Origin of the sequence: Pseudomonas sp. Marseille-Q0931 (assembly GCF_940789645.1) — a bacterium.
GTDB lineage: Bacteria > Pseudomonadota > Gammaproteobacteria > Pseudomonadales > Pseudomonadaceae > Aquipseudomonas.
Genome location: NZ_CALNWT010000001.1, coordinates 600,117 through 618,491 on the forward strand (window position 1 = coordinate 600,117; position 18,375 = coordinate 618,491).

Consider the following 18,375-nt stretch of genomic DNA (forward strand, 5'->3'; position numbering starts at 1 on the left):
AGGGCAAATCCGGACCGGCGCAGGCGTCATCTGCCGTGGCAGCGAGTCGGCTGGCGCTGCGCTAATGCCTTAAATTGAGGCTATCGTCTGCTATCAGACAACAAAGTGCTGACGCCATAAAATCTATCTGGTCGGTCAGAAGAGACTCGGGTAGGCTGCACTCCACTGGCAGAAGGAATTGAGGATTCGAGATGCGGCATATGCGGCGCTGGGTTCATGGATGTGTGGGTGCCTTGTGTCTGTTGCTTGCCGGTTTTCTTTGCGCTGCCGAGGTGGTCAAGGTCGGCGGCGCGCATTTCCCACCCTATGTGATCAAGTCCAACCTGCAGGAGTCGAGCGGGCTTCTGCCGCAATTGCTCGAGGCGCTCAATAACGCGCAGAGCGAATACCACTTCACCATGCTGCCCACTGCCATCGTGCGCCGTTTCGGCGACCTGCAGCGCGGGCGTATCGACATGGCGATATTCGAGAATCCCGAGTGGGGCTGGCAGGATATCGACGCCGAAGCCATCGATATGGGCCTGGAGGATGCCGAGCTATTCGTTGCCAGAAGCGAGGAACTGCGCGGCCAGCAATACTTCGAGCAGCTCGCTGGCAAGCGCCTGGCACTCTACCGGGGTTATCACTACGGTTTTGCCCAGTTCAACAGCGATCCGGAGTTCCTCACTACCACCTTCAACGCCAACCTCGGTCATTCGCATGACAGCAATCTGCTGATGGTGCTGCGCGGGCGAGCCGATGTCGCGCTGGTCACTCGCTCGAACCTTTACGATTTCATCAAGCGTAATCGCGACCAAGCACGCCAGTTGCTGATCTCCGAGCGAATCGATCAGGTCTATCGCCATCACGCGATGATTCGTCGCGGTGCGCCGATAAGCCCTGAACGCTTCACTGCGCTGCTCGAGCAACTGCGGGTCAGCGGCGAGCTGCAGCGCATCTTCTCGCCTTACCGAATTGCCGTCATGCCAGCTTTAGCGGGTAGCTCAGCAACGAAATATGCAGCAGATTGACCGCTGCATGCAGCGCGATGGTCAGGCTGATGCGGCCGCTGTAGTGAAAGGCCAGCCCATAGCCCAATCCCGCACAAGTCGCCACCACGGCGAATAGCACACTGAAAGGCAAGTGGGCTGCGCCGAACAGGCCCGCCGTCAGCAGCAAGCCGGGCCAGGTACCCATACGTCCGACCAGCGCCGGTTGCAGCACGCCGCGAAACAGCAGTTCCTCCGCCAGCACCGCCACGCCCAGGTTGACTGCCAGCCACAGCAGCAAGCCTTGCGGCCATTTCGGTTGCCAGGCGACCAGGCCCAATGCGATCGCCGATACCGGCACCAGCAGCAGTGTGGCGAGGCACACTAGCCCTGCGTATTTCAGTGATATGACGGGCCGGCGGGTCTGCCCAAGCCACCAGCCGAGCAAAGCGCTACCGAGCAGGAGTTTGTCCCAGGAAAGGCGCAGCGCGTAGGGCGTGGCGTCCGGGCTGACGAGGCGCGGCGGCCACAGTTGCCAGGGGCGGAAACCAGGGACGAGATGTGCCGCCAGAGCGATCCCGCCGAGCAAAATCAGGGGTAACCACCGCCACTTCGGCAGATACCGTTCGCCGGTTAGCAGGAGCATGACGAACAGGCTGCCCAGCAGCAGGCCGATGGGCTCGATGAAGCCTAGCCCCGTGCCCAGGGCGAGGGTAAGCGCGGGGAACAGCAAGCGCAGATGCAGGGGCATGGCACCTTCTCCTTGGAAGGCGCGCAGTCTAGCAGGCTGTCTGCCCAGGCGAGGGGAGTGGACGCGCCTAACGCTGGCGCTCGCGCGCGTCCTTGGCTTCTTGCTCGATGGCGCGTTTACGCATGCGTTCGAGCTGGTCCTCGCTCAGGCGCATCTTCTTGGCGCTGCTGCGCAGCACCAGCAGACTACCGATCACCGAGCCGAAGACCAGTACCAGCAACAGCCAGACGTACCAGGGCATGACGAGTCCTCACGGGGGAATTGAGCCTTCACCATACCCCGCGTTCGGAGACTTGTCAGTTGGCCTGTAGTGCCACGGCTTGCAGGGTGCTCTCGTCCTTGAGCCGCACGCCGCTCAGTTGCAGCCGTAGCGCCTGGCGCGCCAGGTAGTCGAGCTTGTGCGCGGCCAGCTCGTAGGGCAGACCTTCCGGGCGCACGTTGGAGATGCAGTTGCGTGCGCTGTCCGGGCAGCCCAGCCGCGGCGCGTAGGTCAGGTACAGGCCCAGGCTGTCCGGTGAGGTCAGGCCCGGGCGTTCGCCAATCATCACGATCACCAGGCGGGCGCGTAGCGCTTCACCGATACCGTCGCCAATCGCCACGCGCCCTTGCTCGGCCAGCACCACGGGAGTGTTGGCCCAGTCGGTAGCGAAGCGATCGCGAAAGGCCTGCAGCAACAGCAGGGCATGGCGTTGTACGGCGATGGCCGACAGACCGTCGGCCAGCACGATGGCGATTTCTGGCGCAGGCAGTTCGTGTTGCAGTTGCACCTGGCAGTCGCCGTGCAGGTGGCGGCCATGATCCGGTCGCAGCAGGTAGGTCTGCCGGTCTTCGGCGTTGCTACGCACTTTCAGCGCGCGAAAACCGGCTGTGTGCAACTGATGCCTGAGCTCGGCGAAGTCCAGCGGGCGATGCACGGCGTCGCGCGCCTGGGCGTGGGCCAGGCCGAACTTGAGCACCTCGCGAGTGGGCAGGCTGCAGCCGACGCGGCCGAGGGCGATGCGCGCCGAGGTGTGCGCGCGCAATTCGTCCCAGGGATTGTGCTGGATCAGGTCGTCGGTCATCACGCGGCTCCCGAGATATGCGGCAGTTGCTTGAGCAGGTGGTGGCCGCGGCCGATGTCGCGCAGGCGGCCGGTCGGTTCGGTAATGGCCATGCGCGCCAGCCAGGCATCGAACTCCGGGGCGCGTTTCAGGCCCAGCACGCTGCGCAGGTACAGCGCATCGTGGAACGAGGTGCTCTGATAATTGAGCATGATGTCGTCGGCGCCCGGGATGCCCATGATGAAGTTGATACCGGCCGCGCCGAGCAGGGTGAGCAGGCTGTCCATGTCGTCCTGATCGGCTTCGGCGTGGTTGGTGTAACAGACGTCGCAACCCATCGGCAGGCCGAGCAGCTTGGCGCAGAAGTGATCCTCCAGCCCGGCGCGGATGATCTGCTTGCCGTCGTAGAGGTATTCCGGGCCGATGAAACCGACCACGGTGTTGACCAGCAGCGGGCGAAATTCGCGGGCCACGGCGTAGGCGCGCGCCTCGCAGGTCTGCTGGTCGACGCCATGGTGGCCGCCGGCCGACAACGCGCTGCCCTGGCCGGTTTCGAAATACATGACGTTATCACCCAAAGTGCCGCGTCCCAACGACAGTGCGGCCTCGTGGGCCTCGTGCAGGATCGCCAGGGAGACGCCGAAGCCGGCGTTGGCGGCCTCGGTGCCGGCGATGGACTGGAACACCAGATCGATCGGCGCGCCGGCCTCGATGGCCTGGATCTGCGTGGTGACATGGGTGAGCACGCAGCTCTGCATGGGAATCTCGAAGTGCTGGCGTACCTCGTCCATCATCTGCCACAGGCGCATCAGCGTTGGCAGCGAATCGCTGGCCGGATTGATGCCGACCGTGGCGTCGCCGGAGCCATAGAGCAGGCCGTCGAGCATACTGGCGGCGATGCCGCGCACGTCGTCGGTGGGATGATTGGGCTGCAGGCGCACGGCAAGGTGCCCGGGCAGGCCCAGGGTGTTGCGAAAGCGGCTGATCACCCGGCATTTGCGCGCCACCAGGATCAGATCCTGATTGCGCATCAGCTTGCTCACCGCCGCGACCATCTCCGGTGTCAGCCCGGTGGCCACTGCGGCCAGTCGCGCGCTGTCGGTCCTCTCCAGCAGCAGCCAGTCGCGCAGGTCGCCGACCGTAAGGTGGCTGATCGGGGCGAATGCGGCGGCGTCATGGCGGTCGATGATCAGGCGGGTGACTTCGTCCTGCTCGTAGGGAATCAGTGCCTCGTCGAGAAAACGCTTGAGCGGCACATCGGCCAGCGCCAGCTTGGCCGCCATGCGCTCTTCATAGGTGGCGGCAGCGAGCCCGGCCAGGTAGTCGCCGGAGCGCGCCGGGCTGGCCTTGGCCAGCAGCGTCTTGAGGTCGGCGAAACGGTAGACCAGGCTGCCGATGGTGGTCTGGTAGGGCATGGCTGCAACCCGTGGCGAAAAGGATGTGCTTGCCGTGCAGCGCTCATGCCAGGGCCGGATTGCCGAGTGCGCACAGCCTCTGGCGCGTGCCGGTCGTCGCCGGTGAATGAAAAGGGTGCAGAGGAGGGCTCGATGCACCCACCTGGCGCATCCGCGTGTGATGGCTGTCACATGATGGCAACCTGGCACTGTTTGAATGATGGCTTTCCGAACGCACGGGGAGGCCGTTCGTGACCCATGCCAGAGCGCTGCAATCGCTGATGCGGGACGTCAACCCGCTAGCCGCATCGACCAGTATCAACGAGGTCGCCGACTTGTTCCTGGCGGCCGAACATCGCGCTTTCCTGTCTCTGCCGATAGTGGACGGAAACAACCGGCCGCTTGGCCTGGTCAGCCGTGTCACGCTGCAGGACATCTTCATGCAGCGCTTCGGACGCGATCTGCGCGGCCGTCACCCGGTTGGCGACGTGATGAATACCGCACCGCTGATCGTCAGCCTCGAAGCAAACCTGGAGGAGGCTTCCAAGCAGGTCACCGCCCAGCTGCAGTATCCGATCACCGAGGACTTCATCCTGATTAATGCTCAGGGCGAGTACTGCGGTCTGGGCACGGTACTGGACCTGCTCAAAGCCATGGAGGCGCGCGTTGCTCAGCGCAACCGCGTGCTGCGCCAGGCACTGGTGGACCTCAAGGAATCCCAGGCGCAGCTGCTGCAGTCGGAAAAGATGGCATCGCTCGGGCAGATGGTCGCCGGTGTCGCCCATGAACTGAACACGCCGCTGGGCTACGTGAAGAACAACGTGCAATTGCTGCGCGAGCTGAGCGAGCCGCTGTTCGAACTGGCCGCCGCCCAGGCGCGGCTGGGCCAATGCCTGAGCGACCCCGATTGTGACGAGGCGAGCCTTGCTCAGGCATTGCAGGCTGCCGAGCAGGCTCGCCAACAGGCCGCGCCGGAGCTGCTCGCCGAGGACCTGCAGCAGCTGTATGGCGACACCCTTTACGGCCTGGAGCAGATCGCCGAACTGGTGGTCGGTCTCAAGGATTTCGCCCGTCTCGATCGCGCCATGAGCGAGGAAGTCGACCTCAACGACTGCATCCGCAGCGCGCTGCTGATCGCTCGCAATAACATCAAGGACAAGGCCGAAGTTGTGCAGCAACTGGGTGAGCTGCCGCGTATCGCCTGCGCGCCATCGCAGATCAACCAGGTGCTACTCAACTTGCTGACCAACGCCGCCCAGGCCATCGATGGCATGGGGCGCATCCAGATTCGCAGCTGGGCCAATGCCCAGGGCATTCACATCTCGCTGCAGGACAACGGCCGTGGCATGCCGCCCGAGGTCATGGCAAAGATTTTCGACCCTTTCTTCACCACCAAACCGGTCGGCCAGGGCACCGGCCTGGGTTTATCCATCAGCTACAAGATCGTCCAGGACCATGGCGGCCAGATTCGCGTTGCCTCCGAGCCAGGGCGAGGCACGCGCTTTCTCATCAGCCTGCCACTGCCCGCCACCGTCGCCATGAAAAGGAGCGCCTGATGTCTGCACCCGTTCGCATCATGTTCGTCGACGACGAGGAGCGCATTCTGCGCAGTCTCGCCCTGCAGTTTCGCCGCCATTACGAGGTGCTGACCGAAAGCGACCCGCTGCGCGCGTTGCAGCGCCTGCGCGAGGAGCAGATTCACGTGCTGGTCAGCGATCAGCGCATGCCGCAGATGAGCGGGGCGCAGCTGCTCGCCGAAGCGCGCGAGATCGCGCCGAACACCTTGCGCATTCTGCTGACCGGTTATTCCGATCTGGATGCCGCGGTGGAGGCGTTGAACAACGGCGGCATCTTCCGCTACCTGACCAAGCCCTGGGATCAGCAGGAAATGGCCTTCACCCTGCGCCAGGCGGCTGAACTGGCCGTGCGCCAGGCGCAGCCGCTGCAAACCGTCGCCAGCGAGCAACTGAGCGCGCCGCTGACTCTGCTGTTGCTCGACGACGAGCCGGATACGCTCGGCGTCGTCGGCGACTTCTGTGTCGCGGGCGGGCATCGCCTGCTGCGTGCGCGCAACCTGGCCGAGGCCATGCTGCAGCTTAACAACGAGCGCGTGGACATGTTGGTCAGCGACCTGATACTGGCCGGCGAAGATACCGCGCCGCTGCTCAAGACCCTGGCGCAAGCCCATCCACGCCTGCTCAGCCTGGTGGTCACGTCCTTTCAGGATACCCAGGCGCTGCTACGCCTGGTCAACGAGGCGCAAATCTTCCGCTATCTGCCCAAGCCGGTTCGCCGTGGTCTGTTCGAGAAGGGCCTCAAGGCCGCTGCCGAGCAGGCCCTGATCTGGCGCGCGCAGCCGCAACAGCTGGTCACCCGCCTGGCCGAGGTGCCGCGTGACGAGCGCGAACAGGAGAAGGTGGGCAGCCTGATGGGCATGCTCGGGCGCCTGCGTGAGCGTCTGATTGCCTGATCGGCTGGCTGCCCTTAAGCGTTTTCGCGGCTGAAGCCGCTCCTACGAGGCTGTGGCTATCTGTAGGAGCGGCTGGGCGGCACTCCGCTTCAGCCGCGATGCCTTTGTGCCGAAGCCAACACCCCGGATCGCATCCGGGCTACGGGCTGCTGATGGCAGGGCTTCAGCCGCGACCAGTGCCGGCGAGCTTTGCGCTACAATGCGCGGCGTTTTTTCATCTGTCCGAGACTTGCCCATGCCCGCCTGCCAAACTCCGATCATCGTCGCCCTCGACTTTCCCAGCCAGGATGCCGCTCTGGCCCTGGCCGATCAGCTCGACCCGGCGCTGTGCCGGGTCAAGGTCGGCAAGGAGCTGTTCACCCGCAGCGGGCCGCAGGTGGTCGAGGCGCTGCAGGCCAAGGGTTTCGAGCTGTTTCTTGATCTGAAATTCCACGACATTCCCAACACTACGGCCATGGCGGTCAAGGCCGCGGCGGAAATGGGTGTGTGGATGGTGAACGTGCACTGTTCCGGTGGTCTGCGCATGATGGCGGCCTGTCGTAACGAGCTGGACAAGCTGGCGGGTGCCAAGCCGCTGCTGATCGGAGTGACGGTGCTGACCAGCATGGAACAGCAGGATCTGGCCGGCATCGGTCTCGACGTGCCGCCGCAGGAACAGGTGCTGCGCCTGGCCGGTCTGGCCGCCGAGGCCGGGCTCGATGGCCTGGTCTGCTCGGCGCAGGAGGCCCGCGCGCTGAAGGTCGCGCAGCCGCGCCTGCAACTGGTGACCCCGGGCATCCGCCCTGCCGGCAGCAGCGCCGACGACCAGAAGCGCATCCTCACCCCGAGCCAGGCGCTGGAGGCCGGCTCCGATTACCTGGTGATCGGTCGCCCGATCAGTCAGGCCGCCGATCCGGCGCAGGCCTTGGCTGCTGTGGTCGCAGAACTGCGCGCCTGAGCCCTGTAGCCTGGATGAGATCCAGGGCGGCCTGGCACGCCGTCCGATCTTTACCGGATTTGATCCGGGCTGTCCGCTGATCGCAGCGCCGCGCTGGTGGAGTCGCCATCAGTGCCCTGCATGACCCACCACTCTAGAGTCTAATAGTGCTGCTCGCCGTCTGGCTTGCTGGCTAGACTCCTCGCCAATTCAACACGAATCGCTGCGAGGAAGCAGACATGAGCATGACGTTCTCCGGCTTGGTCGCCTTGGTCACCGGCGGTGCCGCCGGCATTGGCCGTGCCACGGCCCAGGCATTCGCCGCCGAAGGGCTGAAGGTGGTGGTTTCCGACGTGGATGTGGCAGGCGGTGAGGGCACCGTCGAGCTTATTCACGCGGCCGGTGGCGAGGCCTGCTTCGTGCGCTGCGACGTGACCCGCGACGCCGAGGTCAGGCGCTGTTGGACGCCACCGTGGCACAGTATGGCCGCCTCGACTACGCATTCAATAACGCCGGCATCGAGATCGAGCAGGGCAAGCTGGCCGATGGCAACGAGGCCGAGTTCGACGCGATCATGGGCGTCAACGTCAAGGGCGTGTGGTTGTGCATGAAGCACCAGATTCCGCTGCTACTGGCCCAGGGCGGTGGTGCAATCGTCAATACCGCATCGGTAGCCGGTCTCGGGGCGGCGCCGAAGATGAGCATCTATGCAGCATCCAAGCATGCGGTGATCGGCCTGACCAAATCTGCGGCGGTGGAATACGCGAAGAAGAAAGTCCGCGTTAACGCGGTGTGCCCGGCGGTGATCGACACCGATATGTTCCGCCGCGCCTATGAAGCCGATCCGAAGAAAGCCGAGTTCGCCGCCGCCATGCACCCGGTCGGGCGCATCGGCAAGGTCGAGGAAATCGCCGCCGCGGTGCTCTACCTCTGCAGCGACCATGCCGCGTTCACCACCGGCCATGCGTTGGCGGTCGATGGCGGCGCTACCGCAATCTGATGGCTCTAGCCCGGTAGTCTGCAAGCAGGCTAAGGTTGGCACGCAGGGCCACTGTCAGTGGTGGCCTGACTGCGCAAAATCCTGCCAGGTTCAACTGGAGCGATAACAATAATGACCGCCGATCCCTTGCTGACGTTTTTCCTTCCCGCTGCGCTGGGCATCATCATGCTCGGGCTTGGCCTGTCGCTGAGCCTGGCTGACTTCGCCCGCGTGGCCAAATTCCCCAAGCCGGTGCTGATCGGCCTGGCCTGTCAGTTGCTGCTGTTGCCGCTGGCCTGCTTCTTCCTGGCCAAGGCGTTCGGCCTGGCACCGGCGTTGGCCGTCGGCCTGATGCTGCTGGCGGCTTCGCCGGGCGGCACCACGGCGAATCTCTATAGCCACCTGGCCCATGGCGACGTGGCGCTGAACATCACCCTCACCGCGGTCAATTCGGTGATCGCGATTCTGACAATGCCGCTGATCGTCAACCTGTCGCTGGCGTACTTCATGTCCGCCGATCAGGCCATCCCGCTGCAGTTCGCCAAGGTGGTGCAGGTGTTCATCATCGTCCTCGGCCCGGTGGCGATCGGCATGTGGTTGCGCAGCCGTTTCCCTGCGTTCGCCGAGCGCATGCAGAAGCCGGTGAAGATCATCTCGGCGCTGTTCCTGCTGCTGATCATCCTCTTGGCGGCGGCCAAGGACTGGCGCACCTTCGTCGACTATGCGCCTTCGGTGGGCGGTGCGGCGCTGGCCTTCAATCTGCTGAGCATGGCGGTGGGTTACTGCGTGCCGCGCTTGCTCAAGCTCAACCTGCGTCAGGCGATCGCCATCGCCATGGAAATCGGCATTCACAATGGCACGCTGGCCATCGCCCTGGCGCTGAGCCCGGCGCTGCTGAACAACCCGACCATGGCGATTCCGGCAGCCATCTACAGCCTGATCATGTTCATCACGGCGGCGTTGTTCGGCTTGTGGGTCAATCGTGTGCATGGCGCCGAACTGGCCGAGCCGGTAGTAGGGCCAGGGGAGAGGGCCTAGAGCCAGCGAGAGTGAGAGAGGCTTTGCCTGCGATGATCGCGGCTAAAGCCCCTCCCACTTTCGACGGAAACCGTAGCCCGGATGCAATCCGGGGCGGCCTGGCAGAGCGTTCCCGGATTGCATCCGGCTACAGAGAATCTACCGCTTGCCCCAGTTCAGCACGGCCAGCGTCAGCAGGCCGGCGACGATACCCCAGAACGCCGAGCCGACTCCGGCCAGAGTCATGCCGGAAGCGGTGACCAGGAACGTGATCAGCGCCGCTTCGCGCTCGTTGGGCTCGCTCATGGCCTGGGTCAGGCCGCCAATGATCGAGGCGAAGAGTGCCAGCGCGGCGATGGACAGGATCAGCGCTGCCGGCAGCGCGGCGAACAGCGAGGCCAGGGCGGCGCCAAAGGTGCCGGCGATGGCGTAGAACACCCCGCACCAGACCGCAGCGGTGTAGCGCTTGCGCGGGTCTTCATGAGCCTCCGGGCCGGCGCAGATGGCGGCGCTGATGGCAGCCATGTGAATCCCGTGGCTGCCGAACGGCGCCATCAGAATCGACACCAGGCCGGTGCTGGTCAGCAGCGGCGAGGCCGGCACGTCATAGCCATTGGCACGCAGTACGGCCATGCCCGGCAGGTTCTGCGAGGCCATGGCGACGATGAACAGCGGGATGCCGATGCTGATCGCCGCGGCCAGGGAGAAGCTGGGCGTCGTCCATTCGGGTGTTGCCAGTTGCAGCTGGAAATCGCTGAAATCCAGCAGACCGAAGACCGCGGCCAGCACGCTGCCGACGATCAGCGCACAAAGCACCGAGTAGCGCGGCCACAGGCGTTTGCCGAGCAGGTAGGCGAGCAGCATGGCGACCACCAGAATCGGCTGCTGTTCGGCGGCCACGCAGATTTCCAGGCCGATCTTGAACAGCACGCCGGCCAGCAGGGCGGCGGCGATGGAGGCCGGGATGCGGCGCATCAGGCGGTCGAAGGTACCGGTCAGGCCGATCAGCACGATCAGGCCTGAGGCCAGGATATAGGCGCCAATCGCCTGGCCATAGGAAACTTCCGGCAGGCTGGTGATCAACAGCGCGGCGCCCGGGGTGGACCAGGCGATCATCACAGGCGCGCGATAGCGCAGCGAGAGCACGATGCAGCACAGCGCCATGCCGATCGACAGCGCCCAGATCCACGAGGAAATCTGCCCGGCAGTAAGGCCGGCAGCCTGGCCGGCCTGGAACATCAGCACCAGAGAGCTGGTATAGCCGGTGAGCATGGCGATGAAGCCAGCGACCACGGCCGAGGTGGAGGTGTCCGCCAGTGGGCGCAGGCGGGTAGGGGCGGCGTCTTGCATCAGAACATTCCAGTGTCGACGATGATGGGATAGAGCGAGGCGACCAGCAGCAGCGCCATGCCGATGTTGAAGGCGCGCAGCGCGCGCGGGTTGTTCAGCCATTTGCGCAGCAGGCTACCGGCGATGGTCCATAAGCCCACGCTGGGGCAGTTGACCAGGGCGAACAGGGCCGCGATCAGCAACACGTTGCTGAAGAAGCCATCTTGCGGTGTGTAGGTGGTAATGGCACCGATGGCCATGATCCACGCCTTCGGGTTCACCCACTGAAAGGCGGCAGCCTGGATGAAGGTGAACGGCTTTGCCTCGGGATTCTCGCGGCTTTGCGGCGCGCCGGACTGGGCGATCTTCCAGGCCAGGTAGAGCAGATACGCAGCGCCGACATAGCGCAGCACATCGTGCAGCACCGGCAGGCGCTGGAAGACCTGGCCAAGACCCAGACCCACGGCCGCCACCAGCAGCATGAAGCCGAGGCTGATGCCGAGCATGTGCGGAATGCTGCGGCGTACGCCGAAGTTCACGCCGGAGGCGAGCAGCATCATGTTGTTGGGGCCGGGCGTCACAGAGGTGACGAAGGCGAAGGCAATGAAGGCGAGCAGCAGTTCGGTGGACATGGTCGTTCTCCGGGGACTGGCAAAGCCTATTGCGCCACCGCAGCGGCGTCGCGGTACAGCCATGGCTGGGTTGGGCCATACAGTCTGGTCAAGCGTTGCGCAGGTGGTTAGCCTCGGGGTTTGGCCGAACAAGGATAAAAGGCGATGCAACCGGACAATCCTTACCGTGCGCCACAGGCGGACTTGCTCGAGGGGGCCGGGGTCCAGGCGTTGCCGGGTTGGAGTGCCAGGCAGTTGCGGGTACTGGGCTGGCTGGCGCTGGTCTCGGTGCTGATCAATACCCTGGTGGTCGCGCTGCTGTTCGCCGGGGCGCTGCTGGACGCGCAGGAGGCCGAGCTGTTGTTCGCCTACACCGACTGGCTGGGTCTGGTGCTGGTACTGCTTGGTTGCTATCTGCTGCTGCGCTTCAAGGCCTTTGCCGAGGCCCGCTTCGCAGCGCGCAATCTGAGCGCGCCGGTATGGGCCGTGTTGCTCGTTTCCCTGTTGCTGGAGCTGGCTGATGTGCTATTCGGCGAGCAGCTATTTGCCGGGCTGGACTGGCAGACGCTGAGCTATATGGTGCTGCTGTGTCTGATGGGCAGCTGTACGACCTGGCTGGGGATACGTTTGCTGAAACTGGAATATCCCTACCAGTCACTGAAGGTGATGGCCTGGCTGGATATCGTCGGCGGGCTGATGTTGGCCAGCGTGTTGTTGATGCTGCTGGCACTGCTGCCGTTGCTCGGCGCTGGAGTGGCGCTGATGGGGGTGTTCTTCAAAGGCGCTGCCGAGTTGCGCGGCGCTGCCGACTGACAGCGGCGTAAATGACAGGAGCCGCCCATTGGGCGGCTCCTGTTTTCAGCCGATTACCACTTGTAGTCGAGGCTCGCCGTAACCCGGCGCGGGTCGCCGGCGTAGCAGTAGAAACCGTCGCAGGTGGCCAGGTATTCCTTGTCGAACAGGTTGTTGGCGTTCAGCGAGATGCTGGCGCCGCGCAAGCTGCCATCGAGTTGGCCGAGGTCGTAGCGCACCGCAGCGTCGTAGACGGTGTAAGCGCTGCTGTGGCCGTCGGATGCGTCACGCACGAAACCCAGGTTGCCAACGGCAATATTGTCTGTGGAACCGACGAAGCGGGCGCCAAAACCAATGCCGAAGCCCGCCAGCGCACCCTGTGTCCAGTCATAGTCGGCCCAGATCGACGCCTGATGCTCGGGGATCAGCGGCAGGGCGCGGTTCTTGTCGCGTGGGTCGCCGACCTCGGTCATCTTGCTGTTGGTGTAGCTGTAGGACGCGGTCAGGCTGAGGTTCTCGGTGATGTTGCCGGTAGCTTCCAGCTCCAGGCCACGAACTTCTACCTCGCTTACTGGCTCGGTGGCACCGGCGATGTTGGTGGTGACGATGTTCTGCCGCGTCAGGTCATAGACGGCGGCGGTGAACAGCATGTCGCTGCCCGGAGGTTGGTACTTGATGCCCAGTTCGTACTGCTTGCCGGTGCTGGGTTTGAATGCTGCGCCGCTATTACCGCCCGCTTCGGCCTGGAAGGATTCGGCATAGGACACATAAGGCGTGAAGCCCGATTCGAACACGTAGCTCAGCGCCGCGTTACCGCTGAATTGGCTGTCGCGGCGGCTATCCTTGGCATCGTTGGCGTTGTGGAATACCGAGTCGGTGTCCAGGCGATCCCAGCGGCCACCCAGGGTCAGGCGCCAGGCGTCGAGGGACATCTGGTCCTGCAGATAGAGGCCGGTGTTGCGGCGTTTCTGGTTGTAGTCCTGGTAGGCGGTGTAGGCGACGCCGCTGAAGTCCTGACCATAGATCGGGCGAACGATGTTGCTACTCGGCGCCGTGCCATACAGCCAGCGGTAATCGGTGTCGACGCGCAGATAGTCCACGCCGAGCAGCAAGGTGTGCCCGATTGCGCCCGTGTTGAAGTCGGCCTGGAAGTTGTTGTCCACAGCGAAGTGGCTGATGTTTTCGTCGTACACGTTGGCGCCGCGCGCAACGGTGCCGTCGTCAGCCACTGCAGTGGCCCAGCCGCCGGCCGTGATGATCTGGTTATCCAGTTCGAGCTTGCTGTAGCGCAGGTTCTGATTGAACTGCCAGATATCGTTGATACGGTGCTCGAAGGCGTAGCCCAGCGCATAGAAGGTCTTGTCGTAGAACTCCCAATCAGGGTCGCCAAGGTTCTTGTGGTAGTCGACCTTGCCGGCCGGCGTGCCCAGCTTGGTGCCTTGCAGGGGCAGGAACTGGCTGGTGCCGCCGGTATCGTCACGGTTGAACTGACCGAGGAAGGTCAGCTTGGTGTCGTCGGCGATATTCCAGGTCAGGCTTGGCGCGAGATTGAAACGCTGATCGTCAATATGTTCGACGGTGGTGCCGCTGTCACGGCCGGTGCCGCTGAAACGGTAGAGAAACTGGCCTTCATCATCGATCTTGCCAGTGCTGTCGAAGCTGATCTGCTTGTGGTTGTAGTTACCGACCTGGACCTGTACTTCATGGCTGCTTTCAGCCTGCGGGCGGCGGCTGACGGCATCCACCAGGCCACCGGGCGGCGTCTGGCCATACACAGCCGAGGCGGGGCCGCGCAGCACGGCGACACGCTCCAGATTCCAGGTTTCCAGCTTGGCCATGGTGTAGCTGCCCTTGGGCAGCGGCAGGCCGTCGAGCATCTGGATCGGCTCGAAACCGCGGATCTTCATCCAGTCGGCGCGGCTGTCGCTGCCGTAGCTGCTGGCGATCACGCCCGGCATGTAGCGCACGGCGTCATCGAGGTTCTGGACCTTGCGGTCCTGCATCTGTTCGCGGGTGGCGACGGAGATCGAGCGCGGCGTTTCCAGCAGCGGTGTGTCGGTTTTGGTGCCGGTCGCTGTGCGGTTGGCCAGGTAGCTGCGGGTCGGGCCCAAAGCCGTTTCGGCGGCCTGCTCGCTGGCGGTGACGGTCACGTCCGGTAGCGCAACTGCTGCGTCTGCTGCCGGGACCAGACTGTAAGCGCCGCCGCTACCTTGCAGCTGCAGGCCGGTGCCACGCAGCGCCTGATTGAGCGCTTCGATGGCTTCGTAGTCACCGCTGACCGGTGCCGAGCGTTTGCCCTCGGTCAGCGCAGGATCGATGCTCAATGTCACGCCGGCCTGGCTGGCGATCTGGTTGAGCGTGGCGGCCAAGGGGCCGGCCGGCAACTGATAGGGCTCCGCATGAGCCAGCCCGGCATGGCCGGCGAAGGCGATGGTCAGGGCCAACAGCGTATGGCGGAACGGGACAGGGCGGAAGGACATTGCGAATCTCTCCTAAGAGTTAATGTATCTCAATGCCCTTCTGCCGAAGCAGAAACGAAAAGTGACAGGGGCGGAAAAAATTATTTTTCCGCCGGCACCACGCGAGTCCACCAAGGGCCCAGTTGCTCGGCCCGTACTGGCAGGCTCAATGCCAATGCTGCCAGCGCCTTGTCACTGTCATGCAGCGGGAAGCTGCCGCTAATACGCAGCCCGGCCAGGCTCGGGTCGAGGCTCAGATAACCGCTGCGGTATTCGCCAAGCTGGTCGATCAGGCTCTGCAGCGGCAGGTTGTCCGCCACCAGCATGCCGCGGCTCCAGGCGTCGGCGCCGACGGGGGCGGGGCTGCTGTCGCTGAGGCGCTGGCTGTCCATGCGCACCTGTTCACCGCTGTGAATGACGCGCTCCTGCGAGCCAGCCAGCGGTCTGGCCGCGACCGCCGACTGCAATACGATCAACTCGGTGGCGGCGCCGTCGCGTCGCACCAGAAAGCGCGTGCCCAGTGCGCGCAGGCGCCCTTGATCCGTTTCTACGACGAAGGGGCGGGCATCGCCCTTGGCCGTCTGAATCAGGATCTCGCCGCTACGCAGATGCAGGCGTCGTTCGTTGTCGTCGAACTCGATATCCAGTGCGCTGCGGCTGTTGAGGCGAATCTGGCTGCGGTCGGCGAGCAACAGGTCGCGCTGCTCACCGCTGGCGGTATGGTAGTCGGCGAGGTAATCACCCAGCGGGCGCTGCTGAGCCAGCAACGTCAGTGTCATGCCTGCGGCCAGCAGCACGCCCAAAGCGCTGCCGCCAAACCGGCGCAGGCTGCGTCGACGATTGACGCTGCTCTGCAGCAGGGCGCGCCGTGCCATGGGGGCGCTGGCGGCGGAGAGTTGCTGGTCGATACCGCCGAGGCGCCGCCAGACCAGGCCATGCTCCGGGTGAGCGGCGAGCCAGTCGGCGAAATCGTGACGTTGCTGCTCGCTGGCTTCCCCCGAGTCGAGGCACAGCTGCCAGGCGATGGCTTCATCGAGTACGCGCGCCGAAACCTGGTTCACTGCGCCACCCCGTACAGTGCGATGTAGCACTGGCGCAGGCCCTGGGCGAGGTACTGGCGCACGCGTGAGACGGACACACCCAGGCGCTCGGCGATCTCGGCGTGGCCCAGACCATCCAGGCGGTTATAGAGGAAAGCCGCGCGTGCCTTGCTCGACAGCTGTCCGAGCAGGCGGTCGATCTCGGCCAGCTGTTCCAGTGCCAGGGTTTGTTCCTCCGGGCTCGGCTGCACGGATTCGGGAGCTTGCGCGAGTTCCTCCAGATAGGCGCGCTCCAGCGCGCTGCGGCGGAACTGGTCGACCATCAGGCCTTTGGCGATGGTGGTAAGCAGGGCCCTGGGCTCGCGTGGGGTGTGCAGGTCAGCACGAGCGAGCAGGCGAACGAAGGTGTCCTGGCTCAGGTCTTCGGCGCGCTGCGCACAATTCAGGCTTCTGCGCAGCCAGCCGAACAGCCAGTCACGATGGTCGCGATAAAGCAGACCGACCAGCTGCTGATTGCTGGAATCCTGAACCGACACGCGCACCTCGCGACATCTAAGTTAAGGTGATAATGATTCGCATATGATTGCAGAGGTCGTGTCAGCGTGCAATCACGCGTTGGTGTGGCATGACCGGTGGTGAAGGGGAACGAAAAGGCGGGCTGAATCCGTAGGAGCGAGCTCTGCTCGCGAATAAGAGGGTTCGCGAGCAGAGCTCGCTCCTACGGGGGGCTTGTGACGACGATGCTCAGGTGCCTTCCTAACGACCGCGAGCCAGGGCGTGATTGACATCCAGCCAACCGCGTACGGCGTCTTCGCCCATCTCGCCGAATACGCGCTGCAACAGGCGCGCCTGTTCGCGGCGCAGGGCCTGTTCCAGCTTGGCGCCTTCAGCGCTCAAGCCGAGCAGGCGCTTGCGCTTGTCGTCCGCGGCCGCTTCGCTCTGCACCATGTCCATCTCGATCAATTGGCGCAGCGGCATGTTCAACGCTTGCTTGCTCACGCCCAGGTAACCCAGCAGTTCGCTCATGTTCAGCCCCGGATACTTGGCAATAAAGAACAGGATGCGGTGATGCACGCGTGACAGGCCGCGTTTGGCGAGCATTTCGTCGGGCTTGGCGGTGAAAGCCTGATAGCCGAAGAAGAAGGCTTCCATGGCAGCCTGCTGAGCCGCGGCGTTCTTGATGACCTGCGCGCCATGACGGCCACCTTGCGCGCCCTCGGCGGATGGGGCTAAAAACTTCTCGGGGAAATTTTTTAGGTCAGTCATATTGACGTATCTCGGGTTGGCGGCGTAGTTTCGGTCAAGCAGTTTGACTTAATTCCAACGACTTTTGCACCCCAGGACATCCCATGGCCTTCTCCGAACGCATCGCCCGCCTGAAAAGCTCCCTGATCCGTGAAATTCTTGCCGCGGCGCAGCGTCCGGAGGTGATGTCGTTCGCTGGCGGCCTGCCGGCCGAGCCGATGCTGCCCAAGGTGGACTGGGCCGAGATGCCGGCGAGCATGGGCCAGTACGGTATGAGCGAAGGTGAGCCGGCGTTGCGTGAAGCCATCGCCGCCGAGGCACGTGCGCTGGGCGTGCCCTGCGATGCCAGCCAGGTGTTGATCGTCAGCGGCTCGCAGCAGACCCTGGACCTGGCCTCCAAGCTGTTCATCGATCCGGGTACCGAAGTATTGCTCGAAGCGCCGACCTATCTGGCGGCCCTGCAGGCCTTCCAGCTGCTCGGCGCCGATTGCATCAGCGTGCCGCAGGAGGCCGACGGCCCCGAGCTGGCTGCGCTGCGCCAGCGTCTGGAAAACCACAAGCCGGCCTTCGCCTACCTGATCCCTACCTTTCAGAATCCGTCCGGCACCCGTTACAGCGAAGCCAAGCGCGAAGCGGTAGCGGCGCTGCTCGACGAGTTCGGCGTGACCCTGATCGAAGACGAGCCGTACCGCGAGCTGGTATTCGATGAAGGGAGCGCCACGCCCATCGTCAGCCGCCTGCAGAGGGCCAGCTGGATCTACACCGGCACCGTGTCCAAGACCTTGCTGCCGGGCCTGCGCGTCGGCTACCTGATCGCCACCAGGGATCTGTACCCGCACCTGCTGCGTCTGAAACAGTCGGCCGACCTGCACACCAACCGCATCGGCCAATGGCAGGCGCTGCAGTGGCTGGGTAGCGAGCAGTACCGCGGCCACCTGGCCGAGCTGCGCGATTTCTACCGCATTCGCCGCGACGCCATGCAGGCGGCGCTGCAGGAGCACTTCGGCGATCTGGCCTCGTGGGAAATCCCGCAGGGCGGCCTGTTCTTCTGGCTGACCCTGAAGCAGCCGCTGGACACCCGCACGCTGCTCGACGCCGCGTTGGCGCAGAACGTCGCCTTCATGCCGGGCGAGCCGTTCTTCATCGACCCGGATGCCAACCCCGGCCACCTGCGACTGAACTTCAGTCATGTGGCGCCGGAGCGTCTGGGCGAGGGGCTGCGCCGGCTGGCGGCGGTGATCCGCGATGCGCAGAGTGCGTGATTGGATATTTCCCTGTAGGAGCGGATTTATCCGCGAAATTCGCGGCTGAAGCGGAATGCCGCCCAGCCGCTTCTACAAAAGCAGGGTGATTGCCGCGAGGAT

17 protein-coding genes and 1 pseudogene are annotated in these 18,375 nt (G+C 64.2%); 8 read left to right on the top strand and 10 right to left on the bottom strand.

Annotated features, from left to right (window positions below; genetic code table 11):
• The first annotated feature begins 200 nt into the window (after nt 1-200).
• Nucleotides 201-1,010 (top strand): substrate-binding periplasmic protein, encoded by an 810-nt coding sequence (locus tag P3C50_RS02920; RefSeq protein WP_275544813.1) that lies wholly within the window; start codon nt 201-203, stop codon nt 1,008-1,010.
• On the opposite strand, the gene P3C50_RS02925 is transcribed toward P3C50_RS02920, so the two are convergent.
• From P3C50_RS02925 to P3C50_RS02940, 4 genes are all read right to left on the bottom strand, one after another.
• Entirely contained in the window at nt 961-1,719 is a 759-nt protein-coding gene (locus tag P3C50_RS02925; protein ID WP_275544814.1) for a CPBP family intramembrane glutamic endopeptidase, read from the bottom strand. The two genes, P3C50_RS02920 and P3C50_RS02925, sit on opposite strands and share 50 nt — an antisense overlap.
• A 67-nt stretch (nt 1,720-1,786) precedes the next feature.
• Nucleotides 1,787-1,960, bottom strand: a complete 174-nt coding sequence (locus P3C50_RS02930) for a DUF2897 family protein (protein ID WP_161865283.1) — start codon at nt 1,958-1,960, stop codon at nt 1,787-1,789.
• A 55-nt stretch (nt 1,961-2,015) separates the two neighbouring features.
• On the bottom strand, nt 2,016-2,780 hold the full coding sequence (gene eutC / locus P3C50_RS02935) for an ethanolamine ammonia-lyase subunit EutC (RefSeq protein ID WP_275544815.1): 765 nt from the start codon (nt 2,778-2,780) through the stop codon (nt 2,016-2,018).
• Nucleotides 2,780-4,174: an ethanolamine ammonia-lyase subunit EutB gene (locus tag P3C50_RS02940; RefSeq protein ID WP_275544816.1), complete on the bottom strand. Its 1,395-nt coding sequence runs from the start codon at nt 4,172-4,174 to the stop codon at nt 2,780-2,782. Before P3C50_RS02940 ends, eutC begins: the two co-directional genes overlap by 1 nt.
• 260 nt (nt 4,175-4,434) lie before the next feature.
• Here P3C50_RS02940 and P3C50_RS02945 point away from each other — a divergent pair, with 260 nt between their 5' ends.
• The 5 genes and pseudogenes from P3C50_RS02945 to P3C50_RS02965 all read left to right on the top strand — a co-directional run bounded on the left by P3C50_RS02945 (nt 4,435) and on the right by P3C50_RS02965 (nt 9,556).
• Entirely contained in the window at nt 4,435-5,709 is a 1,275-nt protein-coding gene (locus tag P3C50_RS02945) for a sensor histidine kinase (protein ID WP_275545335.1), read from the top strand.
• Nucleotides 5,706-6,623 (top strand): response regulator, encoded by a 918-nt coding sequence (locus P3C50_RS02950; protein WP_275545336.1) that lies wholly within the window; start codon nt 5,706-5,708, stop codon nt 6,621-6,623. Before P3C50_RS02945 ends, P3C50_RS02950 begins: the two co-directional genes overlap by 4 nt.
• 235 nt (nt 6,624-6,858) lie before the next feature.
• Nucleotides 6,859-7,560, top strand: coding sequence for an orotidine-5'-phosphate decarboxylase (pyrF, locus tag P3C50_RS02955; RefSeq protein WP_275544817.1), 702 nt, complete (start codon nt 6,859-6,861; stop codon nt 7,558-7,560).
• Between the two features lie 218 nt (nt 7,561-7,778).
• Nucleotides 7,779-8,539, top strand: a pseudogene (locus tag P3C50_RS02960) (SDR family oxidoreductase).
• Between the two features lie 111 nt (nt 8,540-8,650).
• Nucleotides 8,651-9,556, top strand: a complete 906-nt coding sequence (locus tag P3C50_RS02965) for a bile acid:sodium symporter family protein (RefSeq protein ID WP_275544818.1) — start codon at nt 8,651-8,653, stop codon at nt 9,554-9,556.
• Between the two features lie 138 nt (nt 9,557-9,694).
• On the opposite strand, the gene P3C50_RS02970 is transcribed toward P3C50_RS02965, so the two are convergent.
• Together P3C50_RS02970 and P3C50_RS02975 are read right to left on the bottom strand one after the other, a co-directional pair.
• Nucleotides 9,695-10,885 carry a benzoate/H(+) symporter BenE family transporter gene (locus P3C50_RS02970; protein WP_275544819.1) on the bottom strand — a complete coding sequence of 397 codons (1,191 nt, stop codon included), beginning with the start codon at nt 10,883-10,885 and terminating at the stop codon, nt 9,695-9,697.
• Nucleotides 10,885-11,496 carry a LysE family translocator gene (locus P3C50_RS02975; protein WP_275544820.1) on the bottom strand — a complete coding sequence of 204 codons (612 nt, stop codon included), beginning with the start codon at nt 11,494-11,496 and terminating at the stop codon, nt 10,885-10,887. The genes P3C50_RS02970 and P3C50_RS02975 overlap by 1 nt, the downstream gene beginning before the upstream one ends.
• 144 nt (nt 11,497-11,640) lie before the next feature.
• On the opposite strand from P3C50_RS02975, the gene P3C50_RS02980 reads away from it, so the two are divergent.
• The gene (locus tag P3C50_RS02980; protein WP_275544821.1) at nt 11,641-12,288 is read left to right on the top strand and encodes a hypothetical protein; all 648 of its coding nucleotides are present in this window, start codon (nt 11,641-11,643) and stop codon (nt 12,286-12,288) included.
• A 53-nt stretch (nt 12,289-12,341) separates the two neighbouring features.
• Here the strand turns inward: P3C50_RS02980 and P3C50_RS02985 are convergent, their stop codons facing one another.
• The 4 genes from P3C50_RS02985 to P3C50_RS03000 all read right to left on the bottom strand — a co-directional run bounded on the left by P3C50_RS02985 (nt 12,342) and on the right by P3C50_RS03000 (nt 17,032).
• Nucleotides 12,342-14,747, bottom strand: a complete 2,406-nt coding sequence (locus tag P3C50_RS02985; protein ID WP_275544822.1) for a TonB-dependent siderophore receptor — start codon at nt 14,745-14,747, stop codon at nt 12,342-12,344.
• An 80-nt stretch (nt 14,748-14,827) separates the two neighbouring features.
• Complete coding sequence (locus P3C50_RS02990; protein WP_275544823.1) at nt 14,828-15,787, bottom strand: FecR domain-containing protein; 960 nt, start codon at nt 15,785-15,787, stop codon at nt 14,828-14,830.
• On the bottom strand, nt 15,784-16,302 hold the full coding sequence (locus tag P3C50_RS02995; RefSeq protein WP_275544824.1) for an RNA polymerase sigma factor: 519 nt from the start codon (nt 16,300-16,302) through the stop codon (nt 15,784-15,786). The genes P3C50_RS02990 and P3C50_RS02995 overlap by 4 nt, the downstream gene beginning before the upstream one ends.
• A 220-nt stretch (nt 16,303-16,522) precedes the next feature.
• A complete protein-coding gene (locus P3C50_RS03000) occupies nt 16,523-17,032 on the bottom strand; it encodes a MarR family winged helix-turn-helix transcriptional regulator (RefSeq protein WP_275544825.1) in 510 nt (169 codons plus the stop codon).
• An 83-nt stretch (nt 17,033-17,115) separates the two neighbouring features.
• Between P3C50_RS03000 and P3C50_RS03005 the strand changes: the two genes are divergently transcribed.
• Entirely contained in the window at nt 17,116-18,273 is a 1,158-nt protein-coding gene (locus P3C50_RS03005) for a PLP-dependent aminotransferase family protein (protein WP_275544826.1), read from the top strand.
• Nucleotides 18,274-18,375 lie beyond the last annotated feature (102 nt).

Bases quoted from the DNA above. Each gene is read 5' to 3' on its own strand.
- P3C50_RS02920 (WP_275544813.1), top strand. From the start codon at position 201: ATGCGGCGCTGGGTTCATGGATGTGTGGGTGCCTTGTGTCTGTTGCTT.
- P3C50_RS02925 (WP_275544814.1), bottom strand. From the start codon at position 1,719: ATGCCCCTGCATCTGCGCTTGCTGTTCCCCGCGCTTACCCTCGCCCTG.
- P3C50_RS02930 (WP_161865283.1), bottom strand. From the start codon at position 1,960: ATGCCCTGGTACGTCTGGCTGTTGCTGGTACTGGTCTTCGGCTCGGTG.
- eutC (WP_275544815.1), bottom strand. From the start codon at position 2,780: ATGACCGACGACCTGATCCAGCACAATCCCTGGGACGAATTGCGCGCG.
- P3C50_RS02940 (WP_275544816.1), bottom strand. From the start codon at position 4,174: ATGCCCTACCAGACCACCATCGGCAGCCTGGTCTACCGTTTCGCCGAC.
- P3C50_RS02945 (WP_275545335.1), top strand. From the start codon at position 4,435: ATGCGGGACGTCAACCCGCTAGCCGCATCGACCAGTATCAACGAGGTC.
- pyrF (WP_275544817.1), top strand. From the start codon at position 6,859: ATGCCCGCCTGCCAAACTCCGATCATCGTCGCCCTCGACTTTCCCAGC.
- P3C50_RS02965 (WP_275544818.1), top strand. From the start codon at position 8,651: ATGACCGCCGATCCCTTGCTGACGTTTTTCCTTCCCGCTGCGCTGGGC.
- P3C50_RS02970 (WP_275544819.1), bottom strand. From the start codon at position 10,885: ATGCAAGACGCCGCCCCTACCCGCCTGCGCCCACTGGCGGACACCTCC.
- P3C50_RS02975 (WP_275544820.1), bottom strand. From the start codon at position 11,496: ATGTCCACCGAACTGCTGCTCGCCTTCATTGCCTTCGCCTTCGTCACC.
- P3C50_RS02980 (WP_275544821.1), top strand. From the start codon at position 11,641: ATGCAACCGGACAATCCTTACCGTGCGCCACAGGCGGACTTGCTCGAG.
- P3C50_RS02985 (WP_275544822.1), bottom strand. From the start codon at position 14,747: ATGTCCTTCCGCCCTGTCCCGTTCCGCCATACGCTGTTGGCCCTGACC.
- P3C50_RS03000 (WP_275544825.1), bottom strand. From the start codon at position 17,032: ATGACTGACCTAAAAAATTTCCCCGAGAAGTTTTTAGCCCCATCCGCC.
- P3C50_RS03005 (WP_275544826.1), top strand. From the start codon at position 17,116: ATGGCCTTCTCCGAACGCATCGCCCGCCTGAAAAGCTCCCTGATCCGT.